This is a genomic window from Streptomyces sp. NBC_00271 (assembly GCF_036178845.1).
Taxonomy (GTDB): Bacteria; Actinomycetota; Actinomycetes; order Streptomycetales; family Streptomycetaceae; genus Streptomyces.
The window spans coordinates 2,239,502-2,256,424 of record NZ_CP108070.1; the positions used below are offsets into that span (position 1 = coordinate 2,239,502).

The 16,923-nt window shown below is 69.9% G+C and carries 15 protein-coding genes and 2 pseudogenes; 7 read left to right on the forward strand and 10 right to left on the reverse strand.

What is annotated here, in order from left to right; translation table 11 throughout:
* Positions 1–26 precede the first annotated feature (26 nt).
* Positions 27–1,382, forward strand: a complete 1,356-nt coding sequence (locus OG798_RS10670) for a dipeptidase (protein WP_328756866.1) — start codon at positions 27–29, stop codon at positions 1,380–1,382.
* A gap of 154 nt (positions 1,383–1,536) precedes the next feature.
* Here OG798_RS10670 and OG798_RS10675 read toward each other — a convergent pair whose 3' ends face one another.
* On the reverse strand, positions 1,537–2,577 hold the full coding sequence (locus OG798_RS10675) for an NUDIX hydrolase (protein ID WP_095856191.1): 1,041 nt from the start codon (positions 2,575–2,577) through the stop codon (positions 1,537–1,539).
* A gap of 144 nt (positions 2,578–2,721) precedes the next feature.
* Complete coding sequence (locus tag OG798_RS10680) at positions 2,722–2,916, reverse strand: hypothetical protein (protein ID WP_095856190.1); 195 nt, start codon at positions 2,914–2,916, stop codon at positions 2,722–2,724.
* A gap of 122 nt (positions 2,917–3,038) precedes the next feature.
* Between OG798_RS10680 and OG798_RS10685 the strand changes: the two genes are divergently transcribed.
* Complete coding sequence (locus OG798_RS10685; RefSeq protein WP_095856189.1) at positions 3,039–3,497, forward strand: excalibur calcium-binding domain-containing protein; 459 nt, start codon at positions 3,039–3,041, stop codon at positions 3,495–3,497.
* A gap of 8 nt (positions 3,498–3,505) precedes the next feature.
* Here the strand turns inward: OG798_RS10685 and OG798_RS10690 are convergent.
* The 3 genes and pseudogenes from OG798_RS10690 to OG798_RS10700 all read right to left on the reverse strand — a co-directional run.
* Positions 3,506–3,613 (reverse strand): annotated as a pseudogene (locus OG798_RS10690) (carbohydrate ABC transporter permease); the annotation flags it as partial.
* A gap of 298 nt (positions 3,614–3,911) precedes the next feature.
* Positions 3,912–5,033 (reverse strand): FAD-dependent oxidoreductase, encoded by a 1,122-nt coding sequence (locus tag OG798_RS10695; protein ID WP_328756867.1) that lies wholly within the window; start codon positions 5,031–5,033, stop codon positions 3,912–3,914.
* Between the two features lie 346 nt (positions 5,034–5,379).
* The gene (locus tag OG798_RS10700) at positions 5,380–6,360 is read right to left on the reverse strand and encodes a Clp protease N-terminal domain-containing protein (RefSeq protein ID WP_267061052.1); all 981 of its coding nucleotides are present in this window, start codon (positions 6,358–6,360) and stop codon (positions 5,380–5,382) included.
* Between the two features lie 68 nt (positions 6,361–6,428).
* Between OG798_RS10700 and OG798_RS10705 the strand changes: the two genes are divergently transcribed.
* Positions 6,429–6,788, forward strand: coding sequence for an excisionase (locus OG798_RS10705; protein ID WP_075025547.1), 360 nt, complete (start codon positions 6,429–6,431; stop codon positions 6,786–6,788).
* A gap of 167 nt (positions 6,789–6,955) precedes the next feature.
* Positions 6,956–7,177: a hypothetical protein gene (locus tag OG798_RS10710; protein ID WP_095856185.1), complete on the forward strand. Its 222-nt coding sequence runs from the start codon at positions 6,956–6,958 to the stop codon at positions 7,175–7,177.
* A 122-nt stretch (positions 7,178–7,299) separates the two neighbouring features.
* Here the strand turns inward: OG798_RS10710 and OG798_RS10715 are convergent, their stop codons facing one another.
* The 4 genes from OG798_RS10715 to OG798_RS10730 form a co-directional block, all read right to left on the reverse strand.
* The gene (locus tag OG798_RS10715) at positions 7,300–7,842 is read right to left on the reverse strand and encodes a hypothetical protein (RefSeq protein ID WP_121416957.1); all 543 of its coding nucleotides are present in this window, start codon (positions 7,840–7,842) and stop codon (positions 7,300–7,302) included.
* Positions 7,843–7,961: 119 nt separating this feature from the next.
* A complete protein-coding gene (locus OG798_RS10720; protein ID WP_095856183.1) occupies positions 7,962–8,891 on the reverse strand; it encodes a carbohydrate ABC transporter permease in 930 nt (309 codons plus the stop codon).
* Complete coding sequence (locus tag OG798_RS10725; protein ID WP_079065231.1) at positions 8,888–9,802, reverse strand: carbohydrate ABC transporter permease; 915 nt, start codon at positions 9,800–9,802, stop codon at positions 8,888–8,890. The genes OG798_RS10720 and OG798_RS10725 overlap by 4 nt, the downstream gene beginning before the upstream one ends.
* Positions 9,803–9,822: 20 nt before the next feature.
* Positions 9,823–11,091 carry an ABC transporter substrate-binding protein gene (locus tag OG798_RS10730; protein WP_095856182.1) on the reverse strand — a complete coding sequence of 423 codons (1,269 nt, stop codon included), beginning with the start codon at positions 11,089–11,091 and terminating at the stop codon, positions 9,823–9,825.
* A gap of 267 nt (positions 11,092–11,358) precedes the next feature.
* Between OG798_RS10730 and OG798_RS10735 the strand changes: the two genes are divergently transcribed.
* Positions 11,359–13,398, forward strand: a complete 2,040-nt coding sequence (locus tag OG798_RS10735; protein ID WP_328756868.1) for an NPCBM/NEW2 domain-containing protein — start codon at positions 11,359–11,361, stop codon at positions 13,396–13,398.
* 351 nt (positions 13,399–13,749) lie between these two features.
* Here OG798_RS10735 and OG798_RS10740 read toward each other — a convergent pair whose 3' ends face one another.
* Complete coding sequence (locus OG798_RS10740) at positions 13,750–14,706, reverse strand: ROK family protein (RefSeq protein WP_121416955.1); 957 nt, start codon at positions 14,704–14,706, stop codon at positions 13,750–13,752.
* Positions 14,707–14,925: 219 nt separating this feature from the next.
* Between OG798_RS10740 and OG798_RS10745 the strand changes: the two genes are divergently transcribed.
* Complete coding sequence (locus OG798_RS10745; RefSeq protein ID WP_095858272.1) at positions 14,926–15,990, forward strand: LacI family DNA-binding transcriptional regulator; 1,065 nt, start codon at positions 14,926–14,928, stop codon at positions 15,988–15,990.
* A 255-nt stretch (positions 15,991–16,245) separates the two neighbouring features.
* Positions 16,246–16,921: pseudogene (locus OG798_RS10750) on the forward strand (hypothetical protein).
* Positions 16,922–16,923 lie beyond the last annotated feature (2 nt).

Below are 16,923 nucleotides of genomic sequence, written 5' to 3' on the forward strand. Positions count from 1 at the left end.
ACGTCGCACCTACAAGGAGCGTGCCCATGTCGTCGAATCCGGTCGCCGAGACCGTCGCCTCGCTCATGCCCAGGGCGCAGGCGGAGCTCACCGAACTGGTGGCCTTCAAGTCGGTGGCGGACTTCGACCAGTACCCGAGGAGTGAGAGCGAGGGCGCCGCGAACTGGGTGGCCGACGCGCTGCGCGCCGAGGGTTTTCAGGACGTGGCGCTGCTGGACACCCCGGACGGCACGCAGTCGGTGTACGGCTTCCTGCCCGGGCCCGAGGGCGCCAAGACCGTGCTGCTGTACGCGCACTACGACGTGCAGCCGCCGCTGGACGAGGCTGCCTGGACGACCCCGCCGTTCGAGCTGACGGAGCGCGACGGCCGCTGGTACGGGCGCGGCGCCGCCGACTGCAAGGGCGGGTTCATCATGCACCTGCTCGCGCTGCGCGCGCTGAAGGCGAACGGTGGCGTTCCGGTGGGCGTCAAGGTGATCGTCGAGGGTTCGGAGGAGCAGGGCACGGGCGGCCTTGAGCGGTACGCCGAACGGCACCCGGAGTTGCTGACCGCCGACACCATCGTCATCGGCGACGTCGGCAACTTCCGGCTGGGTCTGCCGACGGTCACCTCGACCCTGCGCGGGATGACGCTCGTTCGCGTCCAGATCGACACGCTGGAAGGCAACCTGCACTCGGGCCAGTTCGGCGGGGCGGCGCCCGACGCGCTGGGCGCGCTGATCCGCGTACTGGACTCGCTGCGCGCCGAGGACGGTTCGACGACGATCGACGGGCTGACCGGGGACGCGCGCTGGGAAGGCTTGCAGTACGAGGACGAGGCGTTCCGCAAGGACGCCAAGGTGCTGGACGGGGTCGAGTTGATCGGCTCGGGTACGGTCGCCGACCGCATCTGGGCGCGTCCGGCCGTCACCGTGCTCGGCATCGACTGCCCGCCGGTCGTCGGTGCCACCCCGTCCGTGCAGGCGGGCGCGCGTGCGCTGGTGAGCCTGCGGGTGCCGCCGGGCGTGGACGCGGTCGAGGCGACCAAGCTCCTGCAGGCCCATCTGGAGGCGCGCACGCCGTGGGGCGCGCGGGTGAGCACCGAGCAGATCGGCCAGGGCCAGCCGTTCCGTGCCGACACCTCCAGCCCGGCGTACACGGCGATGGCCGAGGCGATGGCGGTCGCCTACCCGGGCGAGGAGATGCAGTCCGCGGGCCAGGGCGGTTCCATCCCGCTGTGCAACACCCTCGCCTCGCTCTACCCGCACGCGGAGATCCTCCTCATCGGCCTGAGCGAGCCGAAGGCGCAGATCCACGCCGTGAACGAGAGCGTCTCCGCCGACGAGTTGGAGCGTCTGTCGGTCACGGAGGCGCTGTTCCTCCAGAAGTACGCGGCGAGCTGACCACCCGGCCGAGAGGGTCCTCGCGGCCCGGCGAGGACCCTCTGGCTCGGCCTGGTGAACAGCCTCCGCTCCGTGCGCCGTTGACCGTCGGCGCACGGACCACCCTGCGTCCGTACACCGTCGACGTCGGCCGAGGGATGGCCCGGCATCGACGTCAGCCGAGCGGTATACCGGCCTCCAGGTAGAGCGCGGCGCCGCGCTCCCGCGCCCGCAGGGCCCAGCGCAGCCGCTCGTAGCGCACCGGTGGCAGCAGGTCCGCGGCCTCCCGCTCGGTCACGAAGCGCCAGGCGCGCAGTTCGGGGCCGGGGAGCAGCAGCCGGCGGGCCTCGTCGGAGTCGAGGCGGCCGCCGTCGAAGAGAAAGCGCAGACCGCCGTAGCCCGGGGGTGCGGGCGGCTCCCAGTCCACCACCAGCAGACCGGGTACGTCCTCGAGCCGTATGCCGGTCTCCTCGGCGACCTCGCGCATGCCGGCGCGCGCGGGAGCCTCTCCCGGTTCGACGACGCCGCCGGGAAACTCCCAGCCCGCCTTGTAGGTGGGGTCGACGAGCAGCACCCGGTCCTCCTCGTCGAAGAGGAGGACCCCGGCGGCGATGGTCTCGGAGGTCGGTTCGGGGGTCTGCACGATGTCGCACGCCGACGCGTCACCGGTGCGTACGGCTTCGGCGACGCGCACTGCGGTGTCGTACGGGGTGAGGGCGCTGGTGTCGACGGGGTGGGCGTCGGCGGTGAGCCATGAGGCGAGCGCCGCGCGGTAGGGCTCGATGTGGTCGTAGGACCACTGACGCACCCGTATCTCGCCGTCGGGGAGGTCCTCGGGTATCTCCCGGCCGGCTATGCGCGCCCGCAGGATCGTTTCCGCCGGGGCGAGGAGCACATGGCGTACTTCGATCCGGCGCGAGGCGAGGCCGCCGAAGATCTCGTCACGGTACTCCTGGCGCAGCAGGGTCATGGGAACCACGAGCACGCCGCCGAGCTCGGCGAGCAGGGCGGCAGCGGTGTCGACCACCAGGCGCCGCCAGATCGGCAGGTCCTGGAAGTCGCCGACTTCGGCGAGGCGTTTGGCGGGCAGCAGGTGCGCGAGCTCGCCGCCGATCACCTCGGGGTCGAAGAGCGTGCTGTTCGGGATCAGGTCGATCAGTTCCCGTGCGGTGGTGGTCTTCCCCGCACCGAACGCTCCGTTGATCCAGACGATCACGGACAGTTCCCCCTCTTCTATTGGCCCCCTGAGGCTTGCCCGCTTCACCCTGCCACGGAAACCAGCCGCAGATGAGGGAGCCGACGGCGCGGCGCCGGTGCTCCGTCCCGGGAAGCACCGGCGCCGCGTGTCCGTCCCGGCGCCTCAGCCGTCCTGGCCGAGCGCGGTGTCGTCCACGGCCAGGCTGTCGCTGCTGAGCGTGTGGTCGAGGCTGCTGAGCGTGTCCTTGACGGGGAGGTCGCCCAGGGAGTCGCCGTCGACGGCGTGGGACGGGGTGATCGCCGCGACGACGAACCCGGTGGCGAGGGAGGCGATGGCGAGCATGCTGCGCTTCTTCATGCCCGGTTCAACTCCGAACGCGACGAGGAGTCACGGGTGGGTCACGCAACTCCCACTCCTCCCCTTCGGACACATCAGCGGCACTACCGTCATCCCACTCGAAACGCCTCAGGGGGGACGACATGACCAACCCGTACACGGCACCACCCGCCGCATCGGCCCGCACCGCACCGGGCTGGGCCCGCAAGCGCTACGTACTGCCCGCGCTGGCCGTGGCCCTCTTCATCGGCGTCGGCATCGGCAACAGCGGCGGGGACACCACCGAGTCCGCCGCGGCGAAGCCCGGTCCGACCACCACCGTCACCGCCACGACGACCGCGACCGCGACGCGGACGGCCACGGAGACGATCACGGCGACGCCCGCCGCGACCGTGACCGTACGGAGCACGAAGACCGTACGCGCGACGGTCACCGCGCAGCCCGCCGCAGCGGGCGGTGGCAGCGACGACAGCGGCGGGGGCTCCGTGTACTACGAGAACTGCGCCGCGGCCCGGGCGGCCGGCGCCGCGCCCGTCCACGTGGGAGACCCCGGCTACGGCCGCCACCTCGACCGCGACGGGGACGGCGTCGGCTGCGAGTGACGCGCGGATCAGCCCGTGGTGGATCCCGGTGTCAGGCCCGCGACGAAGTGCCGTTGCCGGAGCAGGAAGACCAGGGTCGTGGGGAGGGCGACGAGGACGGTGCCCGTGGCCACTACCTCGCCCGCCCGTCCCGGCTCGTACCCGCTCCCCGATCGGGCCGCTTCCTCGCGTCTCCGGTCGGGAAGGCTTCTGACAGCAGTGAGCCCCGCACCGGGCGCTGTTCCGGGCGGGGCATCAGCAACAACCCGACTGGATCGTTGGGATGTTGACGACCATGCTACGGACGGCCACTGACAATGCGGGCCGGCTGCGCCGCCGAGCCACCGGCACACAGATGATCCGCTCGGCCCGGCTCCTACGTTGCTCGTCCCTCGATGCCACGGCAACGACAGAGACGAAAGCGTCAGGACGGGCCTAACGGACGCCACGTTGGAAGAACGCGAGCATTTTTCGGCCGGCGTCCGGCGACGTCAGGATTTCCTGGACGTGCGCGGACTGCCGGCCTGCAGCGCTGGTGCGTTCGAACATCTCGCGTTCGTACTCTTTGACGGCGGCGGGAAAGTCGTCCGGGTGCGCGGCCAGCGCGAGGCCGAGCAGGGCGCCGTCGAGCAGCGCCATGTTGGCGCCCTGTCCCACCGACGGCATCAGGTGCGCGGCATCGCCGAGCAGCGTGACGTCTGGCGTCGACGGCCAGGTCAGGCCGACCGGGAGAGTGGTGATCGACCGCGGCAGCACCGTGTCGTCGCAGGCTGCGATCAGTGCGGTGAACCGTGAGTCCCAGCCGGTGAACAGGTCGATCAGCCGCACCCGGGCGGCGGCCGGGTCGCCGAACGGGACCCCACTGGTCGCGAACCAGTCCTCGGTGGTGTTGTAGAAGCTGAGGTAGACGCGTACGCGGCCGTCGCCGTTCCGCTGCGCCGACAGGGACTGTCCGTCGCCGAGCACCCAGTAGTTGCCGCGCCCCACCATCGCGGCGAGGTCGGGGTGGGTGCGGTCGATGTCGGAAATACCGAGCTCAACGACGCTTTGGCCCGTGTGCGCCGGGCGGGCGTCGGTGAGCAGCGCGCGGACCCTGGAGTCCGCGCCATCGGCGCCGACCAGCAGGTCATACGTCGCACTGCTGCCGTCGGCGAAGTGCAGCAGGCCATGGTCGGCGGTTTCGAACGCGTGCCCCCAGCACACCGCGTGTTCGGGGAGGGAGTCCAGCAGCAGGTTGCGCAGATCGGCACGGTCGACCTCAGGTCGCTCGAGCGGGGCGTCGTCGGGCGTGTCCTCCTGCAGCAGCAGAGTGCCGTCCGGCTCGAGAAGTCGCAGGTCCTGGCCTTCACCACGGGCAATCGCGTGGAACTGGTCGATCAGGCCGGCCTCGCGCATCGCCCGCTGCCCGGTCCCGGAGTGCAGATCAAGCATGCCGCCCTGACCGCGCGCGCCGCGCGACGATTCCCGTTCGTACACGACGGCGTCGATGCCGTTCACATGCAGCACACGGGCAAGGGCCAGGCCGCCCAGTCCGGCTCCGACGATGGTGATGGTCATGGTTGCCTCCGATTCGCCGTACGGCCTGCTCGCGGGAGATCGACCCGTGGTGCGCGCGGGCCACCACCGGCGGGGCGCCGAACGCGACACCGGACTCGCCGATCGCCTCGGCCGGAAACCAGGTCAGCCGGTCGCCCTCGGCCGGCTCGGCGAGGCGCGACCACCAGCGCGTACCGGCCGGCGGCGACGGCCTGCCAGGCGCCGCGCTGCGCCTCGGCGGGCGCGGCGAACGTGCCTGTGAACGACGCCCTGGTCGTCGGCGAGAACGGCGTCGGCGCATCGTCGCTCACCGCGCCCCCGTCCTCGTCTGCCCCACCGACCGGTTCCGGCCCGCTGATCAGCCGGTTCACCGGCGGAGCCGGGACGCGAGGACCGTGCGCACGACCTTGGCCACATTGCTCGCGGCGGATCCGTCCGCTTCTCCTTCTCCGGGTTCCGGTTCCAGCACACGCTGGATCTGCAGCAGCAGCTGGTTGGTCGACCGCCAGAGCGGGACGAACATGCCGGCCGCCGGCCCGACGCCCTGGATCGGGCCGTTGGACAGCTCGGCGACCTTCTTGGCGATCGTGACCGTTGCCGGGTCCCGCAGGATCAGGTGCACCTCATCGTCGACCAGCCGGATTTCCATCTTGCGCGCGGCGGCCTCCTCCGGGTTCGCGTCCGTGGTCGTCTCCGGATCCAGTTCGTCGATCTTGGCGGCGACCGCGTCCGGGTCGACGCCGAGTTCACGCAGCACCCTGGCCGCCATGCTGTTCTCCGCCCGCAGCATCGCCTCGAGCAGGTGATGGCTGCCGACCGGTGCGCCACCGGCCAGCGCGCTGGCGGCGGACACGGTCTCCTCGGTGGCAGGCGTGCCGGCCGGCCATGGGCCGGCCTCGACGTCCTGCGATCCCTCCAGTGAGGCCAGCACCACGGCACGGATCTTGCTGACCGGATTGATCCGCTCGGCAAGCACCTTCGCGCCGACGCCCTCGCCTTCCCCGGAGACCAGGGCAAGCAGGATGTGTTCCGCACCGATGTCGGTGTGGTGCAGCTGCTGCGCCTCTCGCAGGGCGAGGTCCAGCGTCTTCTTCGCGCTCGGCGCGAACGGGATGTGGCCGCTCAGCTGCTCCGTGCCGGGCTTGGCCACCGCGGCGATATCGACCTGCGCCGTCTCCTTGTCGTACCCGAGCTGGTGCAGGACTTTCGCCGCCATGCTGTCCGGCGCGTCGAGCAGCCCCAACAGGATGTGCTCCGTGCCGATGTAGTTGTGCTTGAGCAGCCTCGCCTCCTCCTGAGCCGTGACGACCACCTTGCGGGCTTCCGCCGTGAACCGTTCAAATGTCATGTCTCCATGCTCGCAACCATGTCAATACACTGTTATTGATAGGGTCACCATGCTGAAGGGAGGGTGTGATGGAGACACCGTCGGACTGGGAGGACCGGCTCGCGCGCTGGCAGAACGAGCTGGAGCTGTTCGAGCAGCTGGACGAGACACCCTGGGTCACGCTGGCCAAGGCGGAAGCCGAGACCGGCGTTTCCCGCTCGGCCCTGCGGTCCTGGTACCGCAATGGCGAGATCCGGTCCCGGCTGGTGGACGGCCCGAACGGACCGCAGCGCCTGGTCCAGCTGGACGCGGTGATCGAGCGCGCCGCCGCGTCACCGCGCATTCAGCGCAGGGCGGAACGGGAAGTCAGCCTGGAAGCCCAGGTCACCCTGCTACGGCACCGGGTTGACCAGCTTGAGCTGCGGCTGGCCGCGCTGGAGCGGAAGTGACCGGCGCGAGCAGCACCGTGTCATCGGCCCGGAACGGTGACACCTCGTGTGTGCCGAGGACCTACACCAGGCTACGAGCACCCACGCCGCCCGGTACACACTGCGCCGGGGCTCTCTGAGCCCGCGCTCCGGATGCGCATCCGGGCGAGCCGGGCGAGCCTGAAACCATGTCCGGAGAGCTGCACGTGATCGTGTACCCCCCATCCCCGACCGACGGCAGCCGACAAGTGCGCGTCAACGGAGAACTGCTCACCGCACACTCACTGCGCGACCTGGCCGCCTTCCTCCGCTACGCCGGGCTGGAAGGGATCGACGAAGTCGATGTAGCCAACTCAAGGGTGATCGAGTGGCACGGCGGCGGGCCTGAAGCGTGGTCTCCACCGACGTGACGAGCGGTCCAACTCGAGGGCAACTCCCGCAGCCGAACGCGTGACGGGGGGGCCGTGCACAGCGGCGGCCCACTCCGTCCATCGGGGCGGGCCTTGCGCATGCCGTCATGGTGTCCCGCGCCTCAGCCGAGGTCGGCCGCTGCCGCCTTGTACTCGCCCGCCTGCTTCGGCGTCAGGTAGTGCGACACCCGCACCAGCGTCGTGCCCTGTACGTAGTCGTACTCCGACAGGGCCGGCATCGACTTGGTGACCGCCTGGATGTACTCGGCGCGGGCTTTGGCGTCCGAGGGACTGGCGAAGGACTCGATGGCGCCGCCGCGGTCGACGTCTCCCTCGTCGGTGCCGCTGACGTCGTCGGCGGAGATCCGGCTGTCGGAGAAGGTGACCTTCGACGTGTACTGGCTGGGGCGGCCGAGGAGGTGGTTGGGGTCGTTCTCGGCGGTGACGGTACCGCTGAGTTTCGCCGCGGTGACGGTTGCGGAGATCTTGTCGAACGCGGCGCCGGCGGTCAGCGGCTTGCTCGCGGTGTCCTGCTTCGTGGTGGAGCTGTGCTTCACGGCGGCCGGGCTCGCAGGCGTTCCGCTGTTGCCCGCCTCGGTGTTGCTGCAGGCCGCGAGGGTGGCGATGAGGAGGGCGGCGGCCGTGATGGTGAGGGTTTGCTTCATTGCGTGATCATGGCGCCCGTGTGTGCGATATGGAACTTCTGTGTCCGAGTTGTGATGGGGCATTCGGGCGCTGACCTGGTGTTTACGGGTCGGCCAACAGTCCGACCGGCCGACAGTCGCTACCCCTTGGTGGACCCCAGTGTCAGGCCCGCGACGAAGTGTCGTTGCAGGAGCAGGAAGACCAGGATCGTGGGGAGGGCGACCAGGACGGAGCCCGCGGCCAGCAGGTTGTAGTCCGTGAAGAACTGGCCGCGGAGGTTGTTGAGGGACGACGTGATCGGGAGCTTGTCGGGGTTGGAGATGAAGATCAGGGCCCAGAGGAAGTCGTTGTAGATCCAGGTGAACTCGAGGGTCCCGAGGGCCGCGAGGGCGGGGCGGCACAGCGGGAGGGTGATGCGCCAGAACTGGGTCCACACGCCCGCGCCGTCGACGATGGCGGCCTCGAGGATCTCCTGCGGCAGCGTCCGCATGAAATTGGCCAGCACGAAGACGCAGAAGCCCATCTGGAAGCCGATGTTGACGATGATGACGGCCCAGTAGGAGTCGTACATCGTCAGCGAGTCGGACATCCACCACGGCAGCGGGATCCTGTTGAACAGGACGTACAGCGGGGTGACGATGACCTGCTGGGGCAGCAGGTTGCCCGCGGTGAAGAACATCAGCAGGACGAGGCCCCCGCGCAGCTTCAGCCGGGACACGGCGAAGGCGACGAACGAGGCGAGGAAGAGGGTCACGAGGACGGCGGGCACGGCGATGAGCAGGGTGTTGGTGAAGTACTTGCCCATGCCGGATTCGCTGTAGGCGCGGCGGTAGTACTCGAAGGACAGGTGCTTCGGGAAGGAGAAGTAGCCGTTCTGCGCCGTCTCCTCGTACGGGCGCAGCGAGGCGTAGACGGCGAGCAGGAGCGGCGCGAGGAAGGCGAGCGAGACGCCCATCAGGAAGATGTGGACGCCGAAGCGGCCGGGGCGCGGCCGGCGGCGGGGAGCGGGCGTCGGCTCGGGAGCGGGCGCCGGGCGCACGGGAGCGCCGGTGCGGATGTCGGCGGTCATCGTTCGCGCGCACCTCGCAGCTCTTGGACCAGGAACGTCACGATGAACCCCAGGGAGACGGTGAGCAGGACGACCGCGATGGCGGAGCCGAATCCGATGCGGCTGGCTTCCCCGATGATGTTGTCGGTGATCAGGACGGAGAGCAGTTCCAGGCCGTTGCGGCCCTTGTTGACCGCGTAGACGATGTCGAACGCGCGCAGCGCCTCGATGACGGTGATGACACCGACGATCACGTTGACCGGGCGCAGGGTCGGGAAGACGACGCGGAAGAAGGTCTGGCGGGCGTTCGCGCCGTCGATCGCGGCGGCTTCCTTCAGCTGCGGGTCGACGGACTTGAGTCCGGCGAGGTAGAGGATCATGACGTAACCCGTGTGCCGCCAGCTCGCCGCGATCATCATCATCCAGATGTTGAGGTGCGCGTCGCCGAGCCAGTCGATCGGGTTCTCGTGGTTGTTGAGGATCGTGTTGACCACGCCCTGGTCGGTGCCGAGGATCAGCTGGGCGATGAAGCCGACGATGGCGAGCGAGAGCACGACCGGCAGGTAGATCACGGACTGGTAGAAGCGGCTGAAGCGCACTCCGCGGTCGATGAGCACCGCGAGGAACAGTCCGAACGGCGTGGCGATCAGGCCGAGGAAGAGCAGCCACAGGACGTTGTGGCGGACGGCGGGCCAGAACGCCGGGTAGTTCTCGAACACGTTCTTGTAGTTGTCGCCGCCCACCCAGTGGATGTCGCCGACGCCGTCCCAGGAAGTGAAGGAGAGCCCGATGGAGGCGAGGGTCGGGCCCCAGACGATGACGATGTCGAGCAGGACGGGTATGCCGAGGAGCACGCCGAGGACGACGGTGTCGCGGCGGGTGAACCGCCGCAGCCGCCGTCGTCCGGCGCGCCGTGGGATGTTGAGCGCCACGGAACGTCTTCCCCCAGTGATCAGCCGACGGGCGACGAGAAGATGGTCTTCTTCTGTCGTTCGATGCTGTTGCAGAGACCGTCGACGTCCTTCGGGTTGCCGATGAAGTCCTGGATCGCCTTGATCATCACGGTCGAGGCGAAGTCCGGACGGGTGTCGCGGTCCATGAACTGCGAGATCTGCTTGGCGCCCGAGACGAGCTGGGCCGACTTCTTCTGCAGGGCGCTGTACTTGGTGGTGTCGGCGCCGTCGTTGACGGCCACGTTGTTGGGGTCGAGGGCGAGGTAGGTGTTCTCGGCGGTCGGGGTGCCCAGCCACGTCAGGAGAGCCTTGGCGCCGTCGAGGTTCTTCGACTTCTTGGCGACCAGGAAGCCGTCGATGGGTGCTTCCACGGCGTCCTGCGCGTACTGCGGGTCGATCTCGGGGAAGGCGAAGAAGTCGATGTCGTCGCGTTCGTTCTCGGGGAACTGGGTGCCCGGATGCGGCATTCCGAAGACCGCCATCCCCGTCTTGCGCTGCTGCAGGCTCTGCCCGGCCTCCTCCCAGGTCCGGCCGAGGGCGCCCTTCTGGTAGTAGGGCATGACCTCGCGCCAGGTGTCGAAGACGTTCTTCACCTTGGTGTCGGTCCATGCCTCCGTGCCGGCCATCAGGGACTTGTGGAAGTCGTATCCGTTCAGGCGCATGTTGATGTAGTCGAAGGTGCCCATCGCGGGCCAGCCGTCCTTGTCGCAGAAGGCGACGGGCGTCCCGTCCTTCGACATCCGCTTGGCCAGCGCGATGAAGTCGTCCCAGGTCTTGGGCTGTTGGTAGCCCTTGGACTGGAAGAGGCTCTTGCGGTGGAAGACGGCCCACGGATAGTAGTAGTACGGCACGAAGTACTGCTTGCCGGAGTGGGTGGACTGCTCCTTCAGTGCGTCGGAGAAGCCCGTGAAGCCGCTCCACACGTCGCTGATCTCGTGCAGGAGCCCCTTCTCCGCGAAGTACTGCATGCGATACCCCGCGAACCACATGAAGACGTCGTCGGGCGTGCCCTGGAGATAGCGGTTGATGTTCTCCTGGAAGTCGTTGTGGTCCTTGGTGTTGACCTTGACCTTCTTGCCGGACTTCTTCTCGTACGCCGAGAAGGCCGCCGCGTACGCCTTCTTGGGGACCGGGTCCGAGGCGTTGGACCCCACGGTGACTTCGTTCTTGTTTCCGCCGGGTCCGTCGCCGCAGGCGGACAGCAGGGCGGGGAGCGTGAGCGCGCCGGCGCCGAGGGCCGCACCACGCAAGAGATTTCGCCGGGACATCCGATGACCTGAGGTGCCTCCGGGCACGACAATCCCCTTCAACGATGACTGTGCCATGTCCCCCTCCTCGGGGTGCCACCCAACACAACCGAACGCGAGGCTTGGATCTCACTCCCATGTCGGAGTGTCGTCAAGGGTTCGGACGAGATATCGAACAACCGTTACCACTTCTCTTCCAACAGAGTTGGACAGGTCCTACCGTAAGCGCGCACCCTTGTCGCGGACATGTAGTCATCCTATCTTTCGCGAGTTCGGAGGAACGTAACGATGCGTCACCTTCCCACCCGCACAACCCGCACAACCCGCCGAAGAGTGGTCGGAGCACTCGCGACGGCCCTGTTGTGTACCACCGGCCTGACCGCCCCGGAGGCCCTGGCCGCCCCCGCCCCCACCGAAACCCCCGCGTCCCCCGCCCTGGCCGACGGCCTCGCGCTCACCCCTCCGATGGGTTTCAACAACTGGAACTCCACGCACTGCCGGGCCGAGTTCAACGAGACCATGGTCAAGGGGATCGCGGACCTCTTCGTGGAGAAGGGACTCAAGGACGCCGGGTACCAGTACGTCAATCTGGACGACTGCTGGGCTCTGCCGTCCCGGAACGCCGACGGCAAGCTGGTACCCGACCCGACGCGCTTCCCGAACGGGATCAAGGCGGTCGCCGACTACGTGCACGCCAAGGGGCTCAAGCTCGGCATCTACACCAGCGCGGGCACGAAGACGTGCGACAGCGTCGGGTTCCCGGGCGCTCTCGGCCACGAGTACAGCGACGCCCGGCAGTTCGCGGACTGGGGCGTCGACTACCTCAAGTACGACAACTGCAACAACCAGGGCGTGGACGCCAAGCAGCGCTACACGACCATGCGGGACGCGCTCAAGGCGACCGGCCGGCCCATCGTCTACAGCCTCTGCGAATGGGGCGAGAACAAGCCCTGGGAGTGGGCCTCGGACGTCGGACATCTGTGGCGTACGACCGGTGACATCAGCGACAACTGGGGCTCGATGCTGTCGATCCTCAAGCAGAACCTGCCCCTCGCCCCGCACGCGGGTCCCGGTCACTGGAACGACCCGGACATGCTGGAGGTCGGCAACGGCGGCATGACCGACACCGAGTACCGCTCGCACTTCTCGATGTGGTCGGTCATGGCGGCTCCGCTGCTCATCGGCTCGGATCTGCGCAAGGCGTCGGCCGCCACCTTCGACATCCTCGACAACAAGGAAGTCATCGCGGTCGACCAGGACCCCCTGGGCAAGCAGGGCACCGTGCTCTCCTCCGAGGGCGGACGCTGGGTCGTCGCCAAGGAGATGAAGGACGGCAGCCGGACGGTGGCGCTGTTCAACGAGACCGGCAGCGCCCAGCACATCGCCACGACCACGACGGCCGTGGGGCTGCCTGCCGCCCACGGCTACACCCTGCGCGACCTGTGGCAGCACCGGAGCTACAACACCGCGGGCGCCATCTCAGCGACCGTCCCCGCGCACGGCACGGTCCTCGTCCGCGTCTCGGCCGACCGCCACTGGGCCAAGAACCCGCCCGCCGTCGAACTCGGCCTGGACGGAGGCCCGTTGGTGGAGGCGGGCAAGCCTGTTTCCCTGACGTCGGCGATGACCGACCTCGGCCGTACGCCCGCGCGGCACGTCTCGGTGGCGCTGAGCGGCCCGACGGGCTGGAAGGTCGCGGCCGCCTCACCGACCACGGCGGGCACGGTACGCACGGGACACTCCCTGCGTACGAAGTGGCGGGTCACCGCACCCGAGGGCACGGCCGCGGGATCGTACGACCTGACGCTCAGGGCCACGTACCGCTCACCGACCGGTATACGCACCGAGAGCGTGCTCCCGCTCACGGTGTCGGTCGTCGTGGCTCCCCCCTCGGGCGTCTCCTACCTCGGCGACCTGCCATGGCTGTCGACGACCAATGGATTCGGCCCGGTTGAGCGCAACACCAGCAACGGGGAGAGCGCCGCGGGCGACGGTCATCCGATCACTCTCGGCGGAGTCGTCTACGCCAAGGGACTCGGCGCGCACGCCCCGAGCGCCATCGAGTACTACACCGGCAAGCGGTGCCGGACCGTCACCGCGGACGTCGGCGTCGACGACGAGAAGGGTGCCAAGGGCACCGTCGCGTTCGAGATCTGGGCGGACGGCGCGTTGGTCGCCTCGACCGGGGTGCTCACCAACACCATGCCGGCCCAGCCGGTCTCGGCCGACGTGACCGGCGCGCAGGTCGTCCGCCTCGTCGTCACCGACGGCGGCGACGGCGTCGACTCGGACCACGCGGACTGGGCGGACGCCCGACTGACCTGCTGACCGGTGCGCCGAGCCGGGGGCTCCTCCGGCTCGGCAGCGCACGGAAACCCGGCCGATCGGCCTCCTGTCGGTCGTCGGCACGACCGGGGCCGGGCCGACCGCGCCGGAGGACGTGGCCCAAGCAGGCTCCCCGCAGGAGGCATCGGTCCTGGACCGCGGCCCGGTCGCGCCTCGCGCCGCGACCGGGCCGCACTCACCCCCGGCGGATCAACCGCACCTCCGGTCGGCACCCCGGCCCGGACGCGCGAACCGCGGCGCGCGTCCGCTCAGCCGACCCGGGTCGGGCCATCGGCCCCCGACCCGGCGGGCCAACCCAGGCACCGGCCGATCAGCCACGGCCCGGGGCGGCGCTCAGCCCGCGACCCGCTCCGCGGTGCTCGGCTGCCTGCTGAGCGCGGCCGCCGCCGCGCCGACAAGACCGGCGTCCGTGCCCATCAATGCGGGCGCCACGGTCAGCCGCCGCACGAAGGACAGGGTGGCGTAGTCGGCCAGCGCCTTGCGGAGCGGCTCGAAGAGCACGTCCCCGGCCTTGCCCACCCCCCCGCCGATGACGGCGATGTCGATCTCGACGAGGGTCGCGGTCGCCGCGATGCCCGCCGCCAGCGCCTTCGCCGCGCGTTCGAACGAGGCCACCGCCACCGGGTCGCCCTCGCGCGCGGCGGCGGCCACCGCGGCGGCCGAGGTGTCACCGTCGGGCCCCGGCCGCCAGCCGCCCTCCAGCGCCCGCCGCGCGATGTTCGGACCGCTCGCGATGCGCTCCACGCAGCCGCGCGAACCGCACGGGCAGCGGTCACCGTCGAGGTCCACGCTGATGTGCCCGATGTGGCCCGCGTTGCCCGTGGGACCGGGGTGAAGCTGACCGTTCAGGACCAGCCCGCCCCCGACACCCGTCGAGACCACCATGCACAGGGCGTTGTCGTGGCCGCGCGCCGCACCCTGCCAGTGCTCGGCGGCCGTGATGGCCACCCCGTCGCCGATCAGCTCGACCGGCAGGTCCCCGGTCGCCGCACGGACCCGCTCGACGAGCGGATAGTCGCGCCAGCCCGCCACGTTCACCGGACTCACCGTGCCCGCGCAGGCGTCCACCGGCCCCGCACTGCCGATGCCGACGGCCCCTGCCCGGCTCCACAGCGGTGACCCGGTCAGCTCGCCGAGGACCTCCTCGACGGCCCCCATCACGGTGTCGCCGTCCTCCTGCGCGGGCGTCGCGCGCTGCGCGCGCAGAAGAATGCGGCCGCGGCCGTCCACCAGCGCTCCGGCGATCTTGGTGCCGCCGATGTCGAGCGCGGCCACGAGGTCGGTGTGCATCAGTGTCAGTTCTCCCGGTGAACCTGGTGAAAGGGGCAGACCGGTCGCGATGGGGGGCGCAGGCCGGAGAATGCGGTGGACAGTGTCTCCCGCATCTGACAACGTTGTCCAGGCTCTATGCTCGACGCCACATCCTCATACAACCCCATGGACCGACGCACCCCCGTGGACAACAAGGACTCGTGGCCGACAGGGACCGCCGCGTGGACGACGGGAACCGTGGACGACAGGACAGGACAGCGCATCGTGGCAGAGACCGCCCGCCGATCCGAGAACCGCTACGGCAACCGTCCGACCATGAAAGACGTGGCGGCACGAGCCGGGGTGGGCCTCAAGACGGTCTCGCGGGTCGTCAACGGTGAGCCCGGAGTCACTCCGGACACCGAGCGCCGCGTCCAGGAGGCCATCGACGCGCTGGGCTTCCGCCGCAACGACAGCGCCCGGGTGCTGCGCAAGGGCCGCACCGCGAGCATCGGCCTCGTCCTGGAGGACCTCGCCGACCCCTTCTACGGCCCCCTCAGCCGCGCGGTCGAGGAGGTGGCCCGCGCCCACGGCGCGCTGCTCATCAACGGCTCCAGCGCCGAGGACCCCGACCGCGAACAGGAACTGGTCCTCGCCCTGTGCGCACGCCGCGTGGACGGGCTGGTGATCATCCCGGCCGGTGACGACCACCGCTATCTGGAGCCCGAGATCAAGGCGGGCGTCGCCACGGTGTTCGTGGACCGCCCGGCGGGACAGATCGACGCCGACGTGGTGCTGTCCGACAGTTTCGGCGGGGCCCGTGACGGCGTCGCCCACCTGATCGCCCACGGCCACCGCCGGATCGGCTTCATCGGCGACATGCCGCGTATCCACACCGCCGCCGAGCGGCTGCGCGGCTACCGGGCGGCCATGGAGGAGGCGGGCATACCTGTCGAGGACGACTGGATGTCCCTGGGCGTCACCGACCCGCAGCGGGTGCGGAAGGCGGCCGAGGACATGCTGTCCGGCCCCTCCCCCGTGACCGCGGTCTTCGCCGGCAACAACCGCGTCACCGTCACGGTCGTCCGTGTCATCGCCGAGCGCGGCCGGCCCGTCGCCCTCGTCGGCTTCGACGACATCGAGCTCGCCGACCTCCTCGAGCCCGGCGTCACCGTCGTCGCCCAGGACGCCGCCGCCCTCGGCCGCACCGCCGCCGAACGCCTCTTCCGCCAGTTGGAGGGCACCCTCATCACCCCGGAACGCATCGAACTCCCGACCCGTCTGATCACCCGCGGATCGGGCGAACTGCCGCCCGCGGACTGAGCCGTGGCCGAGCCGGACCCGCGTACTCTCGAAGCGCTAGGGCCTGTCGTTTGGATCAGGTCGTTTCGGGAGACGGCGCTTGATCGGTGCCGGTGAGCGGGGTCTGGTGCGTGCAGCTGCAAGGCGGAGGAGGGAGCCATGGCGGAGCCATGGCGACCGACGACAACGCCGCAGATGTGCGTGCCAGACCCCGCGGCCCAGGCCTGATCCAAACGACAGGCCCTAGGCCTCGCCGAGGCGCCCCGCGAGCACCCGCTGAGCTACCCGGGCGCCCGGCCCGAGGAGTCCGTACTCCTCGACGGGGACCGGCTGTTGCCGCTCACCCGCAGGGTGTACGAGGACCGCGTCCCGGTCCTCGCGGTCGGCTCCAACGCCTGCCCGGCCCAACTCCGGCACAAGATGGCGCAGTCCGGGGTGTCGGGCACGATCCCGATGGTGAAGACGCGGGTCTTCGGCCTCGGGGTCGGCGTCTCGGCCCACGTGAGTCCGATGGGGTACGTGTCCGCGTCGCGGTGGCCGAGGGGGCGTACGGCCGGGCGTGGCTGTCCGCCTCCGACGCGCGGATCGAGCTGGACACCGGTGAGCTCCTGCCGGGTGCCCATGTGTACGTCAACCGCCGCGGAGTGCTCCACAACGGCTCCGAATCACCTCGCCCGCACCCCGGCGAGCGCCCGCTGCTCGCCTCGCTGCTCGCCGGGTCGCCGCGGCTGCGGGAGCTGTTCGGGGAGACGCCGGAGGAGTTCTGCGCGCGGGCTCGAGGCGACGGCGCGCTCTGCGCCCGGGGGACCCGGCTGTTCGCCTCGGAGGGGCTCACCATGGCTTCGGGGCTCGAGAGATACGCGTAGAGGGTCCGTCGTCACAGTGCGGGCCGTATGCGGCTGGTCGCGCCCACGCGGCGGAGCCGCACAGTGTCACAGCCCCGCGCCCCTGAAA